This window comes from Salinicola sp. 4072, assembly GCF_036663415.1.
GTDB lineage: Bacteria > Pseudomonadota > Gammaproteobacteria > Pseudomonadales > Halomonadaceae > Salinicola > Salinicola salarius_A.
Genome location: NZ_JAXOVV010000001.1, coordinates 328,567 through 341,840 on the forward strand (window position 1 = coordinate 328,567; position 13,274 = coordinate 341,840).

The following is a 13,274-nucleotide window of genomic DNA, read 5'->3' on the forward strand; positions in this document are numbered from 1 at the left end:
CGCGCCTGATCACGCATTCGTGAATGGCGCGGATCGAACGACAGCGCTCGATCACCGCGAAACTGCCAATAGTCTAGAACACCAGTCTAGAACATCGACGAATGAAAAAATATTACTCCGAAAGACTAATACAAAAGGCCCATCCGCGAACAAATGCCATAATTTTTGGTAAGTTTACCAAACAACCATGACAGCTCGATGAGGCAACCCCATGACGCTCAACCCCACTGTCGACCGCGTGACCCGACGCATCGAGGCCCGATCGGCCGATCGCCGCCGCCTCTATGAAGAACGCATGGAGCAGCAGCATCGTCGCGGCGTCCACCGCGCCGAACTCTCCTGCGGCAACCTGGCCCATGGCTTCGCCGCCTGCAATGCCGGCGACAAGAACAGCCTGAAGCTGATGAACAGCGCCAACGTCGGCATCGTCTCTTCCTATAACGACATGCTGTCCGCTCATCAGCCGCTCGAGCACTTCCCCGACCTGATCAAGGAAGCCGCCCGCGGCATGGGCAGCACCGCGCAGTTCGCCGGCGGCGTGCCGGCCATGTGCGACGGGGTGACCCAGGGCCAGCCCGGCATGGAGTTGTCGCTGTTCTCTCGCGACGTGATCGCCATGTCGACGGCCGTGGCGATGTCGCACAACATGTTCGACGGCGCACTGTATCTTGGCGTGTGTGACAAGATCGTGCCGGGCCTGTTCATCGGTGCCGCGCGCTTCGGCCACCTGCCAGCGGTGTTCGTTCCCGCCGGCCCCATGCCGAGCGGCCTGCCCAACGCCGAGAAGTCCCGGATCCGCCAGCTCTACGCCGAAGGCAAGGTTGGCCGCGATGCGCTGCTGGAAGCCGAGTCGGACTCCTACCACAGCCCGGGCACCTGCACCTTCTACGGCACCGCCAACTCCAACCAGCTGATGCTCGAGATGATGGGCCTGCACATGCCGGGCACCTCGTTCGTCAACCCGAACACGCCGCTGCGCGACGCGATCACCCGATTCAGCACCGAGCAGGTGATCCGCTTGAGTGACCAGGGGGGCAGCTATCACCCGTTCTACAAGCAGATCGATGCCCATGCCATCGTCAACGCCATGATCGGGCTGCTCTCTTCCGGTGGATCGACCAACCACACGCTGCATCTGGTGGCGATGGCCGCCGCCGTCGGCCTGACCATCACCTGGGACGACTTCGCCGAGCTTTCGACAGTGATTCCCGGGCTGACCCGGATCTACCCCAACGGGCAGGCGGACGTGAACCACTTCCACGCCGCCGGCGGCGTCAGCTTCCTGGTCCGCGAGCTGCTTTCCGCGGGCCTGATGCATGCCGATGTCCACACCGCTTTCGGCACCGACATGACCGCCTACACCCAGGAGCCGTTCCTGGAAGGCGACAAGCTGATCTGGCGCGAAGGCACCCGGCAGAGCCTCGACGAAGACGTGCTGCGGCCGGTGGCGCGCCCCTTCTCCCCCACCGGCGGGCTGGCCGTGCTCGATGGCAATTTGGGACGCGGCGTGATCAAGGTTTCCGCCGTCAAGCCGGAGTTCCGCCGGGTCGAGGCGCCGGTGCGGATCTTCGACGACCAGAGCCAGGTCAAGGCCGCGTTCGAGAGCGGCGAACTGGATCGCGACGTCATCGTCGTCGTGCGCTTCCAGGGACCGCGCGCCAACGGCATGCCGGAACTGCACCAGTTGACGCCGTTTCTCGGTGTGCTGCAGGATCGCGGACACAAGGTCGCGCTGGTCACCGACGGGCGAATGTCCGGTGCCTCTGGTAAGGTACCGGCAGCCATCCATATCACGCCGGAAGCCGTCGATGCCGGCCCGATCGCCTATCTGCGCGATGGCGATACGGTGCTGCTCGACCCGGATAACGGCGTGCTCGAGGCCCTGGTGGATGCCGAAACCTGGGCGCAACGCGAACCGGCAACCTGCGACCTGGACCACTATCATCATGGAATGGGCCGCGAACTGTTCGCCGGCTTCCGCCAGCTGGTCGGCGGTGCCGAGGAAGGCGCGGCCACCTTTGGCGGCTTCGACGCCGCCGACTTGCCCGGAGGGCACACATGACGACTCCCGCCTTGATCGGCGACATCGGTGGAACCAACGCGCGCTTCGCGCTGGTCATGCCTGGCAGTGTCGAGTTGCAATCGATCGAGACGCTACCCTGCGCGCGTTATAGCGGGCTGGTCGAAGCCATCCAGGCCTACCTGCAACAGGTCGGCGCCGAGGCGCCCGTCGAGGCGTGCCTGGCCTTCGCCTGCCCGGTGCACGAAGACTGGGTCAAGATGACCAACAACGACTGGGCGTTCTCCAAGAAGGCCGTCGCCGAAGAGCTCGGCCTGTCGAACTTCAAGGTCATCAACGACTTCACCGCCCAGGCGCTCGGCATTCCGCACATCGGTGACGAGGAACTGGTCAAGATCGGTGAAGGCGAGGCCGAACCTCGGCGCCCGCGCCTGGTGATCGGCCCGGGAACCGGGCTCGGCGTCGCCGGACTGGTGCCCAGTCGGCGCGCCTGGATTCCGCTGACGACCGAAGGCGGCCACGCCACCTTCGCCCCCACCGACCAGCGCGAAATCCAACTGCTCGACTATTTCCGTGCCCGTTATGGCCGAGTCTCGATCGAACGCCTGCTGTGCGGCCAGGGTCTGCTCGACCTCTATCTCGCCCACGCTGCACTGCTCAATGTCACCGCCCACTACAACACGCCGGCGGAGATCACCGGGGCCGCCCGGGCGGGCGATCGCGTTGCCCGCGAGACCTTGATGCGCTTTCTCAAGATCCTCGGCAGCGTGGCCGGCGACGCCGCGTTGACCCTCGGCGCGCTGGGCGGCGTCTATCTCTGCGGCGGTATCACGCCGCGTCTGATCGAGTGGCTGCCGCGCAGCGACTTCCGTCGCGCCTTTGCCGACAAGGGCCGACTGAGTGCCTACAATGCGGGTATTCCCACCTGGGTGGTGACGGCGCCGTGGACCGGCCTGCTGGGCGCGGCGGAAGCCCTGCACAACGAGGAGGTGACATGATTCCCGATACGCTGCGGCAGCTGATCGACGCGACGGACGGCCAGCGGGAAGCCGACTGGGAAGGTCGGCGCGTGCTGCTGATCAATGCCGACTGGGGCGAGCTGGCGATTTCGCTACAGGGCGCTCAGGTGCTGCACTTTTTACCTTTCGCCCCCGAAGCCGGGCGAGCCGCAGGCGCCCCACCAGCGCCCGGCACGGAGGATGGCTGGCTCTGGGTCACCCCGAGGCCGCAGCCGATGCCCGGTGCCATTCGCGGCGGGATCCCGCTGTGCTGGCCGTGGTTCGCCGACGAGTCGCCGGACGGCAAGGGCCCGATGCATGGCCCCGCCCGCACAGCGCAATGGCGCATCGATGCCGTCGACGAGAGCGTGACCGGCGGCGGGGTCGAGATTCACCTCTCCCCCGAAGAGCGGCTGCACGATCAGCTCGTTCCTAATGCCGTGGTTCACGCCAACGCCCAGCGTCTGAGCGTCGAACTGATGACTCGCCACGCCGGCACCACCCCGGTCAAGCTGACCGGCGCGCTGCACACCTATTTTGCCGTCGCCGATACGCACCGGTGCCGTATCGAAGGGCTGGCCGGCGCCCGCTATCTGGACAAGCTCGAACACTTTGCCGAGCATCATCAGCAGGGGGAACTAGGCATTCGTGGCGCGCTGGACCGTATCTACCAGTCGAACCGCCCTGTCGTTCTCGACGATGGCCAACGTCGTCTGCGGATCAGCAAGCAGGGCAGCGACTCCACCGTCGTCTGGCATCCGGGCGACGGCCTGCCGGGAGATACCCCCGCCGCCGTCGGCCAGCGCTTTCTGTGCATCGAAGCGGCCTGCACCCGGGTCGATCCCGTCTGGCTGGTGCCGGATGGCCAGCATCTGCTCGCCACCACGATCAGCCGAGAGGAAACCCCGGCGTGAGCGAAGATCTCTACTTCGATGCCCCGTTCATTCTGGGCATGATGCGGCTGCACGAAAGGCCCGACTTCAACGAGCCAGAGAAGCTCGCCGACTGGCTGGAAGCGCGCGTCGATCAGGGCCTGCACTGGTTCGATCACGCCGACATCTACGGCAACCACAAGTGCGAGCAGTTGTTCGGCGAGGCGCTGTCGCATCGCCCGGCGCTCAAGTCCCGGGTTCGAGTGGTGACCAAAGGCGATATCGTCCTGCCGCATCGCGACATCTCTCCGTTCGGAGTCAAGCATTACGACACGTCCGAGCGCTATCTTACCCAGGTCATCGACAGTTCACTCTCCCGCCTCGGCGTCGACCGGCTCGATCATTTCCTGCTGCACCGCCCCGACCCACTGATGGATGCCGAAGCCACGGCCCGAGCACTGGATGACGCCATCGCCGCCGGCAAGGTCGGCGCCGTGGGCGTTTCCAACTTCCTGCCGGAACAGTGGCGGCGCCTGCAAGCCGCGATGCATCACCGGCTCGGCGCTCACCAGCTCGAGCTTTCGCTGGCCCATCCCGACGCGCTGTTCGATGGTTTCTACGACGCCGTCCTGGCCGACGGACTGGCACCGATGGCCTGGTCGCCGCTGGGCGGCGGCTCGGTGTTCGAAGACGTTCTCGGCACGGCGCTGTCGCGGCTGGCCGACCAGCTCAACTCGACCACGGCCGGCTTGGCACTGGCCTGGCTGCGGCGCCTGCCCGGCAAGCCGATTCCAGTGATCGGAACGTTGAATGAAAGGCGTATCGACAATCTGCTGCTGAGCGGTAATCTCGAACTCGATCGCCCGACGTGGTTCGCGCTGCTCGAGGAAGCGCGCAGTCACCGCGTACCGTGATGACGTTCGGTGCGGCATCCTGTTTGAGACCAGTTTCGATGAAATCAGCTTCGATGAGATCAAGCACGCCGCACCTCGATTTTCGTTCGACATAGAGAGCCGGTTGACCCATGACTCCCATCATCGCCTTCGGCGAAGCCCTCGTCGACATGCTGTCCAGCCGTCTGGGTGACGACAGCGGCCCCGAGACCTTTACACCCTACGCCGGCGGCGCGCCCGCCAATGCTGCCGTGGCCTGCGCCCGCCAGGGTGTCCCCAGCCTCTTTCTCGGCATGATCGGTGATGACCGTTTCGGCGACTTCCTGATCGACGAGCTGACCCGCTACGGCGTCGACACCCAATACGTGGTGCGCACCCGCGAGGCTCGCACGGCACTGGCTTTCGTTTCCCGCGACAGCCACGGCGAGCGCCAGTTCGACTTCTACCGTCCGCCCGCCGCGGATCTGCTCTACCGTCGCGAGTACCTGCCGCCGGGCATCTTCACCGAGCCCGCGCTGGTCCATCTTTGCAGCAATAGCCTGACCGATGCCGCCATTGCCCGCACCACGCTGGATCTCGCCAGCATTGCGCGGCGCGGCGGCTGTCTGATCAGCGTCGATGCCAACCTGCGTGCGATGCTGTGGCCCCAGGGCAAGATCGATGTGCCCCTGGTCGAACAGCTGCTCGAACGCGCTCATGTCATCAAGCTCTCCACCGAAGAGCTCGACATCCTGCGCGGTGATCGCAGCGCCGAGGAATGGATCAGCGCCAGGCTGTCCAAGGGCACCCGACTGATCGTGATCACCGACGGTCCGGGGCCGGTGAGCGCGCACCTGGCCGATCGCCAGCTGCAGACGACCCCGCCCAGCGTTCAGGCAGTGGATACTACCGCGGCCGGCGACGCCTTCATCGGCGGCCTGCTGGCCTCCCTGGCGCGAGACGACGTGACCTGCGAGACACTTGCCGACTGGCTGGCCGACGAAGCCCGGCTGACCGAGGCGCTGACGTTCGCCTGCCGCTGCGGCGCCTTCGCCGCTACTCGTGCCGGCGCCTTCGTCTCGTTGCCCGGTACCGACGATCTCGACGACCTGCCCCGCTAGGCCGCTATCCACCTTTCATAGAGACAACCATAGAGACAGCCAGCGCCGCCTTCCTGGCGGCGCTTGCTACTATCGTCTAACCCGCCTACGTCGATCCCGCTCGGGTGGTAATGTCTTCCTCCATCGGTCGCTTGCGACAGCGCGTGTCCGCACGTTCATTGCCATCTGAACGGAGCGCACGTTGCGGCACAGCGGCTTCGAAACGATCTTTTGCGCGACTTCCGTTTCACAGGACGAGGACTCATGGACAAAGTGTTTAGCAGCGCCGCTGAAGCGCTGGAAGGCCTGATCGAAGACGGCATGACCCTGGCCGTTGGCGGCTTCGGCCTGTGCGGCATCCCTGAAGCCCTGATCGTCGCTCTTCGCGATACGGGCAAGAAGGATCTGACGGTCGCCAGCAACAACGCCGGCGTCGACGGCTTCGGCCTCGGGCTGCTGCTAGAGTCGCGTCAGATCAGAAAAATGCTCTCTTCCTACGTCGGCGAGAACAAGGAGTTCGAGCGCCAGTACCTTTCCGGCGAACTGGAACTCGAATTCTGCCCGCAGGGCACCCTGGCGGAACGGCTGCGCGCGGGCGGCGCGGGCATCGCCGCCTTCTTCACCAAGACCGGCTACGGCACCAGGATCGCCGAAGGCAAGGAGGTGCGCGAATTCGACGGCGAGCACTACGTGATGGAGCGCGGCCTGCCGGTGGATGTCGCCCTGATCAAGGCGCAGGTCGCCGACAAGGCAGGCAATCTGCGCTTCAACAAGACCGCGCGCAACTTCAATCCGCTGGCCGCGATGGCCGGCAAGGTCTGCGTGGTGGAGGTCGAGGAGATCGTCGAGACCGGCGACATCGACCCCGATGACGTCCACCTGCCGGGCATCTTCGTGCATCGCATCGTGCACAACCCGACCCCGGAAAAACGTATCGAGAAACGCACGCTCAGGGAGGTGAACTGAGATGGCCTGGACCAAGGAACAGATGGCGGAACGCGCCGCCAGCGAATTGCGTGACGGCTTCTACGTCAATCTCGGCATCGGTCAGCCGACACTGGTGGCGAACTATATTCCCGAGGGCATGGACGTCTGGCTGCAGTCGGAGAACGGCCTGCTCGGCATCGGCCCCTTCCCGACCAAAGAGACCGTCGACCCCGACCTGATCAATGCCGGCAAACAGACCGTCACCGCCCTGCCCGGCTCGAGTTACTTCGACAACGCCGAATCCTTCGCCATGATCCGCGGCGGCCATATCAATCTGGCGATCCTGGGCGCGATGCAGGTCTCCGAGAAAGGCGATCTCGCCAACTGGATGATTCCCGGCAAGATGGTCAAGGGCATGGGCGGCGCCATGGACCTGGTTGCCGGCGTGCAGCGCGTGGTGGTGCTGATGAGCCACACGGCCAAGGGCGAACACAAGATCCTGAGCGAATGCACGCTACCGCTGACCGGGGTCGGCGTGGTCGACCGGATCATCACCGACCTTGGCGTGATGGATATCACCGAGGAAGGGTTGGCCCTGGTCGAACTGGCACCCGACGTCACCCTGGAGGAAATTTCCGCGGCCACGGGCTGCAAGCTGATCGACAAACGGGAGACTTCCCATGCCTGACGTTTCCGGACCGACCACATCCATGCGCGACGTGGTGATCGTCGCCGCCACGCGCACGCCGATCGGCACCTTCCAGGGCGGCCTCTCCAGCGTGCCTGCCGTCACCCTCGGGGCGACCGTCATCCGTCGTGTCCTCGAAGGGATCGACCCGGCCGGTGTCGACGAAGTGATCATGGGGCATGTGCTGCGCGCCGGCCTGGGCCAGAACACCGCACGCCAGGCCGCGATCGAAGCCGGCGTGCCGGACAGCGTGCCAGCGATGACCATCGACAAGGTCTGCGGCTCCGGGCTCAAGGCAGTGCACCTAGCGGTCCAGGCGATCCGCTGCGGTGATGCCGAGGCCATCGTCGCTGGCGGCATGGAAAGCATGAGTCTGGCACCCTACGTGCTGCCCAAGGCCCGCACCGGGCTGCGCATGGGTCACGCCGAGCTGCTCGACAGCATGATCCACGACGGCCTGTGGGACGCTTTCAACGACTACCACATGGGCATCACGGCGGAGAATGTGGCCGAGCGCTGGGGCATCTCCCGCGAGGATCAGGATGCCTATGCAGCGGAGTCCCAGCGGCGCGCCTCGCAGGCCCGCGAAGCCGGACGCTTCGATGCCGAGATCACGCCGGTGAGCGTGCCCCAGCGGCGCGGCGACCCCATCGTGGTCGAACGCGACGAGCAGCCCCGCGACGGCGTCACCGCCGAATCGCTGAGCAAGCTCAAGCCGGCGTTCTCCAAGACCGGCAGCGTCACCGCCGGCAACGCCTCTTCGCTCAACGACGGTGCCGCCGCCCTGCTCATCATGAGCGCCGAGCGGGCCAAGGCACTCGGATTACCCGTGCTGGCGACGATCCGTGCCTACGCCAACGCCGCCGTCGACCCGGCAACCATGGGCATCGGCCCGGTACCGGCGACCCGGCGCTGTCTGGAACGCGCCGGCTGGACGATCGACGAGCTGGACCTGGTCGAGGCCAACGAGGCCTTTGCGGCCCAGACACTGGCGGTAGCCAAGGATCTCGGCTGGGACGGCAGCAAGGTCAACGTCAACGGCGGCGCCATCGCGCTGGGCCACCCGATCGGTGCCTCTGGCGCCCGCATTCTGGTAACGCTGCTGCACGAGATGCAGCGTCGCGATGTCAGGCGAGGACTGGCGACGCTATGTATCGGCGGCGGCCAGGGCGTGGCGACGGCGATCGAACGGTAGTCGACAGAACGACAGACGGCAGAACGCCGTCGGGCCGGCCGAAGCCGTGATCCTCCGAAGCCGTGATTCCCAAAACCGTAAGCCCTGGCCGCTGGATTCGACCGGCGTGCGCCTCGGGCATTCGACTGGTGAGTCTTCGAAGGATCGACCAGACTATCGGGACAATCTATCCAGGAAGGAGTGTTTCGTGAAGCCTCAGACACTGTGGACCATCGTTGGCACGAGCACGGCGGTTCTATCCGGCGTGCTGGCTCGTCAAAGCCTCAAGCAGACCTTTCGCAAGGGCGTTTTCGAGCCGCCGATCAATCCCGACGAGGATGATGTCGAATGGCGCCAGGCGCTGTTCTGGGGGGCAGCATCCGGGATGGCGGTAGGAATGGCTCGCATCGTCGGCTGGAAACTGGCATCGGCTGGCATGCGGCGTACCCGCCGCTCGCGTCGCGGTCAGCGCCTTCTGGCGCATCTCGAGGACTGATACCGCATCGCGCTCCCCGGTCGACCCGGTCGATCACCGGGGAGCGCGACCCGAGCGCCCGAGACCGGAAGGTCGGACGCTCGATAGCGGTTCAGCGCGGATAACGCTGCGTGGCGGCTCGTGTCAGTTCAGTGATGCCCGCCCAGTCCTCTTTATCGATGAGCGACTTCGGCGCCATCCAGGAGCCGCCGACGCACATCACGTTGGGCAGCGCCAGATAGTCGGCGGCGTTGTCCACGGTGACCCCGCCAGTCGGGCAGAACAGCGCTTCCGGCAGCGGACCGCCGAAGGACTTCAGCGCCTTGGCACCGCCATTCGCTTCCGCCGGGAAGAACTTGAAACGACGATAGCCGTACCCCCAGCCGGTCACGACTTCGGAGACGGTGGCCACACCCGGCAGCAGCGGCACGTCGCTACCGGCGCCATACTCGAACAGGGCCGGCGTCGTGCCGGGCGTGACGACGAAATCGACGCCGATCTCCTCGCAGACCCGGTACTGATCGATGCCAAGCACGGTGCCCGCGCCAATGATCGCATCCGGCAGCGCCTGCTTGATCTGCTTGATGGCCTCGACCGCGCAATCGGTACGCAACGTGATTTCGAGGACATCGAGACCGCCCTCGACCAGCGCCTTGGCCAGCGGTACGGCATGTTCGAGACGCTCGATGACGAGAACGGGAATGATGGCGCCGGAACGACAGATTTCATCCAGGCGCTCGATGTGTGAAGCGGGCAAACGTTGAGTGGATGACAAAGGTTGAGCGGATGACATAGAGAGGAGACTCCTTTGAAGAATATCCGGCACTCGCCCGATCGGCGAACAGATGCCGGCGAGCGCTAGGGCGCCCAGTAGAGGGTCAGGGGGCAGGTCAGAAAGGCTCTGATCGGCAATTCGCGAGCATCGTCGCCACTGAGCGCCTGGGCCAGCACCGCCTTCTTGGCGTCACCGACCAGATGCAGCGCGAGGCGGCGCGCGTCATGCAGTCGCGCCGCGCTCAAGGTGATGCGAGGCTGCAACACGCTGGGCGCGCGTACTGCGACGACGCTCTCATCCGTACTCAGCGCCAGCGAGAGCTCGCCGCTATCCGGGAACAACGAAGCGGTATGGCCGTCATTGCCCATGCCGAGCACGATCAGGCTGGCTGGCCAAGGCAGCGTCGCCAGGCGGGCGGCAACCGCCGCTGCGCCCTGCTCCGGTGTGGCATCGGGTGTCGTCAGCGGATGAAAGGTCGCCGCGGCGGCTGGCCCGACCAGCAACGTCTCGCGAATCAGGCGCGCGTTGCTGTCTGGATGATCCTCGGCCACCCAGCGCTCGTCGGTCAGGGTGATATCGACCCGAGACCACGCCAGCGGCTGTTCGGCGAGGCGACGCAGGAACGGCTCCGGTGTCGTCCCGCCGGAAACGACCAGTAGCGCACGCGGCTGGCTGGCCAGATCCGTCGCCAATGCATGAGCGGCGGCAGAAGCCAGCTGCGCCCCGATCTGTTCGCGAGCGCTATCAGTAGTCTTCATACCAGGAACGACCGTCCTGCGTGATCATCGCGATGGAGGCGACAGGCCCCCAGGATCCCGCCGGATAGCGACGCGGCGGAATATCGCGCTTTTCCCAACCAGCGATGAGGTGATCGACCCACTTCCAGGCGTACTCGACTTCGTCGCGACGCACGAACAGATACTGCTGGCCTTTCATGACCTCGAGCAGCAGGCGTTCGTAGGCGTCCGGAATCCGCTCCTTGGGGAAGGCGTGGTTGAAATCCAGATGCAGCGGGCCGGGGCGCAGGCGCATGCCCTTGTCGAGACCGCCGTCCTTGGTCAACACCTGCAACGCGATGCCCTCTTCCGGCTGCAGCCGGATCACCAGCTTGTTGGCAGCGAGATTGCGCTGGTCGGGGTCGAAGATGTAGTGCGGCTGCTGGCGGAAGTGAATCACGATCTGCGACAGCTTCTCCGGCATGCGTTTACCGGTACGCAGATAGAATGGCACGCCGGCCCAGCGCCAGTTGGCCACTTCGAGGCGCATGGCGACGAAGGTCTCGGTGGTACTGGAGGTATTGGCGTCCGGCTCTTCGAGATAACCCGGTACGTTCTCGCCTGCGATCGAGCCGGCCACGTACTGGCCGCGCACGACATGGCGGTTCAGGTCGTCGCCTTCCAGCGGCTTGAGCGCCTTGAGCACCTTGACCTTTTCGTCGCGGATGGCGTCGGCATCGAGATTGGCCGGCGGATCCATGGCAAGCATGGTCAGCAGTTGCAGCAGATGGTTCTGGACCATGTCACGCAGCTGGCCGGCCTTGTCGAAGTAACCCCAGCGCCCTTCGATGCCCACCTGCTCGGCCACGGTGATCTCGACGTGGGAGATCTGGCTCTGGTTCCACTGGTTGCCGAACATCGGGTTGGCGAAACGCAGAGCGATCAGGTTCTGGACCGTTTCCTTGCCCAGATAGTGATCCATACGGTAAATGCGAGATTCGGGGAAGACGGCACCGATGGCGTCGTTGATCTCGTGCGAGGACTCGAGGTCATAACCGATCGGCTTCTCGACCACCACCCGCGATTCGCCATCCAGGCTGCCGCTCTGCTCGAGATTGGCGCAGATCGCCCCGTAGATGCTAGCGGGCACGGCAAGGTAGATGGTCAGCGGGCATTGGGCATCCGGGCTCTGGGCGTGCCAGTCCCGAATCTTCTCGTAGCCGTCGACGGTGTCGAAATCGAGCTGCGTGTACTCGAGCCGGGCCAGAAAGCGATCGAGGCACTTCTGCTCCAGCTCCTTGGGCTTGATACGTTTCTTGAGCGTCCCGAGTACGGTGTTGCGGAAACTGTCGACGTCATGCTCGCGACGTGCCAGCCCCAGAATCCGGGTGTCGTTGCCCAGCAGGCCATCGCGATCCAGATGATAGAGCGCGGGGTAAAGTTTGCGCAGTGCCAGGTCGCCAAGCGCACCGAACAGAGCCAAATCCACGTTGGGCGTTGCCTCTCGAGTCATTGCCTCCCTCCGCCAGAGTCGTTAATTTACGAATAAAATACGCCATCCAGGCGTCATTTGACATTCGACTTCGTCATTAAATTACCGTTCTCGTACCAGTATACCGCGCCGCAGGGCCGCCGAGCGCGTACACCTCTGGCCTATCACCGCTTGGCGCTGTTGCCGGCAGAGGCTAGGATGCAGAGCCTGTGATGAATCACCCGTCAATCCGCCGCAAGGAGATGCCCCGCAACCATGGCAATGCACGATCTCATCGCCCGCATTCGTTCGCGGGTCGACGACCTCAATCGCTCGGAACGCAAGGTCGCCGACGTCATCCTGCAGGACCCCAACGCGGCAATTGGCATGAGCATAGCCACTCTGGCACAGGCTGCCACGGTGAGCGAACCCACGGTCAACCGCTTTTGCCGCAATTTCGAAACCAAAGGCTATCCGGACTTCAAGATCCAGCTGGCCCAGAGTCTGGCAGGCGGAACGCCCTACGTCAGCCGCAGCGTGGAGAGCGACGACGATGCGGCGGCCTATACCGACAAGATCATTGGCGCGACGATCGCTGCACTGGACGAGGCTCGCCGCGAGATCGACCCGAAGCGGATCGAGCGCGTCGTCGATCATCTTTCCCAGGCCCGCCAGATCAGCTTCTTCGCCCTCGGCGCTTCGGCGCCGGCAGCCTTCGATGCGCAGAACAAGTTCTTTCGCTTCAACCTGCCGGTCGGCGCTTACAACGATGTGTTGATGCAGCGAATGATCGCGGCGGCGTCCCATACCGGCGACGTCATCGTGGTGATTTCCTATACCGGCCGCACCCGTGAACTGGTGGAAGTCGCCAAGGTGGCCCGCGACAGCGGTGCACTGGTCATCGGCATCACCCGCGATGGGTCGCCGTTGGCGGAAGTCTGCACCGACATCCTGCCGGTCGACCTGCCGGAAGACACGGAAGTCTACATGCCGATGAGCTCGCGGATGATCCACATGGCGTTGATCGACGTGCTCGCGACAGGCGTCACGCTGCGCCGAGGCGAGTCGTTCCTGCCTCATCTCAAGAAGATCAAGGAGAGCCTGCGGCCGACCAAATTCCCGCCGAAGGATAAGTGACGACAGTCTCTCGGCCTTCGAGTCACCGGGCAGCCAGACGTCCATCAAC

Annotated in this window: 13 protein-coding genes; 10 read left to right on the forward strand and 3 right to left on the reverse strand. The window is 64.7% G+C overall.

The window, feature by feature from the left end; all coding sequences use genetic code 11:
* Positions 1-211: 211 nt before the first annotated feature.
* The 9 genes from edd to R3F72_RS01430 all read left to right on the forward strand — a co-directional run bounded on the left by edd (position 212) and on the right by R3F72_RS01430 (position 9,147).
* Positions 212-2,062, forward strand: a complete 1,851-nt coding sequence (gene edd / locus R3F72_RS01390) for a phosphogluconate dehydratase (protein WP_332778746.1) — start codon at positions 212-214, stop codon at positions 2,060-2,062.
* On the forward strand, positions 2,059-3,018 hold the full coding sequence (gene glk, locus R3F72_RS01395; protein ID WP_087717712.1) for a glucokinase: 960 nt from the start codon (positions 2,059-2,061) through the stop codon (positions 3,016-3,018). Before edd ends, glk begins: the two co-directional genes overlap by 4 nt.
* Positions 3,015-3,932, forward strand: a complete 918-nt coding sequence (locus R3F72_RS01400; RefSeq protein ID WP_332778747.1) for a D-hexose-6-phosphate mutarotase — start codon at positions 3,015-3,017, stop codon at positions 3,930-3,932. The genes glk and R3F72_RS01400 overlap by 4 nt, the downstream gene beginning before the upstream one ends.
* Positions 3,929-4,804, forward strand: a complete 876-nt coding sequence (locus tag R3F72_RS01405) for an aldo/keto reductase (RefSeq protein WP_332778748.1) — start codon at positions 3,929-3,931, stop codon at positions 4,802-4,804. Before R3F72_RS01400 ends, R3F72_RS01405 begins: the two co-directional genes overlap by 4 nt.
* A 110-nt stretch (positions 4,805-4,914) precedes the next feature.
* The gene (locus tag R3F72_RS01410; protein WP_332778749.1) at positions 4,915-5,883 is read left to right on the forward strand and encodes a carbohydrate kinase family protein; all 969 of its coding nucleotides are present in this window, start codon (positions 4,915-4,917) and stop codon (positions 5,881-5,883) included.
* Positions 5,884-6,126: 243 nt separating this feature from the next.
* Entirely contained in the window at positions 6,127-6,828 is a 702-nt protein-coding gene (locus R3F72_RS01415) for a CoA transferase subunit A (protein WP_332778750.1), read from the forward strand.
* 1 nt (position 6,829) lies between these two features.
* Positions 6,830-7,477, forward strand: coding sequence for a CoA transferase subunit B (locus R3F72_RS01420; RefSeq protein WP_332778751.1), 648 nt, complete (start codon positions 6,830-6,832; stop codon positions 7,475-7,477).
* Positions 7,478-7,499: 22 nt separating this feature from the next.
* Entirely contained in the window at positions 7,500-8,672 is a 1,173-nt protein-coding gene (locus tag R3F72_RS01425; protein WP_332778825.1) for an acetyl-CoA C-acetyltransferase, read from the forward strand.
* Positions 8,673-8,859: 187 nt separating this feature from the next.
* The gene (locus tag R3F72_RS01430) at positions 8,860-9,147 is read left to right on the forward strand and encodes a DUF4235 domain-containing protein (RefSeq protein ID WP_179208808.1); all 288 of its coding nucleotides are present in this window, start codon (positions 8,860-8,862) and stop codon (positions 9,145-9,147) included.
* Between the two features lie 91 nt (positions 9,148-9,238).
* Here the strand turns inward: R3F72_RS01430 and R3F72_RS01435 are convergent, their stop codons facing one another.
* From R3F72_RS01435 to zwf, 3 genes are all read right to left on the reverse strand, one after another.
* Positions 9,239-9,901, reverse strand: a complete 663-nt coding sequence (locus R3F72_RS01435) for a bifunctional 4-hydroxy-2-oxoglutarate aldolase/2-dehydro-3-deoxy-phosphogluconate aldolase (protein WP_332778826.1) — start codon at positions 9,899-9,901, stop codon at positions 9,239-9,241.
* An 83-nt stretch (positions 9,902-9,984) separates the two neighbouring features.
* Positions 9,985-10,659 (reverse strand): 6-phosphogluconolactonase, encoded by a 675-nt coding sequence (gene pgl / locus R3F72_RS01440; protein ID WP_087717705.1) that lies wholly within the window; start codon positions 10,657-10,659, stop codon positions 9,985-9,987.
* Positions 10,646-12,130 (reverse strand): glucose-6-phosphate dehydrogenase, encoded by a 1,485-nt coding sequence (gene zwf / locus R3F72_RS01445; RefSeq protein WP_332778752.1) that lies wholly within the window; start codon positions 12,128-12,130, stop codon positions 10,646-10,648. Before zwf ends, pgl begins: the two co-directional genes overlap by 14 nt.
* Positions 12,131-12,364: 234 nt before the next feature.
* Between zwf and hexR the strand changes: the two genes are divergently transcribed.
* On the forward strand, positions 12,365-13,225 hold the full coding sequence (hexR, locus tag R3F72_RS01450) for a transcriptional regulator HexR (RefSeq protein WP_332778753.1): 861 nt from the start codon (positions 12,365-12,367) through the stop codon (positions 13,223-13,225).
* Positions 13,226-13,274 lie beyond the last annotated feature (49 nt).

Bases quoted from the DNA above. Each gene is read 5' to 3' on its own strand.
- edd (WP_332778746.1), top strand. From the start codon at position 212: ATGACGCTCAACCCCACTGTCGACCGCGTGACCCGACGCATCGAGGCC.
- R3F72_RS01425 (WP_332778825.1), top strand. From the start codon at position 7,500: ATGCGCGACGTGGTGATCGTCGCCGCCACGCGCACGCCGATCGGCACC.
- zwf (WP_332778752.1), bottom strand. From the start codon at position 12,130: ATGACTCGAGAGGCAACGCCCAACGTGGATTTGGCTCTGTTCGGTGCG.
- R3F72_RS01420 (WP_332778751.1), top strand. From the start codon at position 6,830: ATGGCCTGGACCAAGGAACAGATGGCGGAACGCGCCGCCAGCGAATTG.
- glk (WP_087717712.1), top strand. From the start codon at position 2,059: ATGACGACTCCCGCCTTGATCGGCGACATCGGTGGAACCAACGCGCGC.
- R3F72_RS01400 (WP_332778747.1), top strand. From the start codon at position 3,015: ATGATTCCCGATACGCTGCGGCAGCTGATCGACGCGACGGACGGCCAG.
- R3F72_RS01415 (WP_332778750.1), top strand. From the start codon at position 6,127: ATGGACAAAGTGTTTAGCAGCGCCGCTGAAGCGCTGGAAGGCCTGATC.
- hexR (WP_332778753.1), top strand. From the start codon at position 12,365: ATGGCAATGCACGATCTCATCGCCCGCATTCGTTCGCGGGTCGACGAC.
- R3F72_RS01410 (WP_332778749.1), top strand. From the start codon at position 4,915: ATGACTCCCATCATCGCCTTCGGCGAAGCCCTCGTCGACATGCTGTCC.
- pgl (WP_087717705.1), bottom strand. From the start codon at position 10,659: ATGAAGACTACTGATAGCGCTCGCGAACAGATCGGGGCGCAGCTGGCT.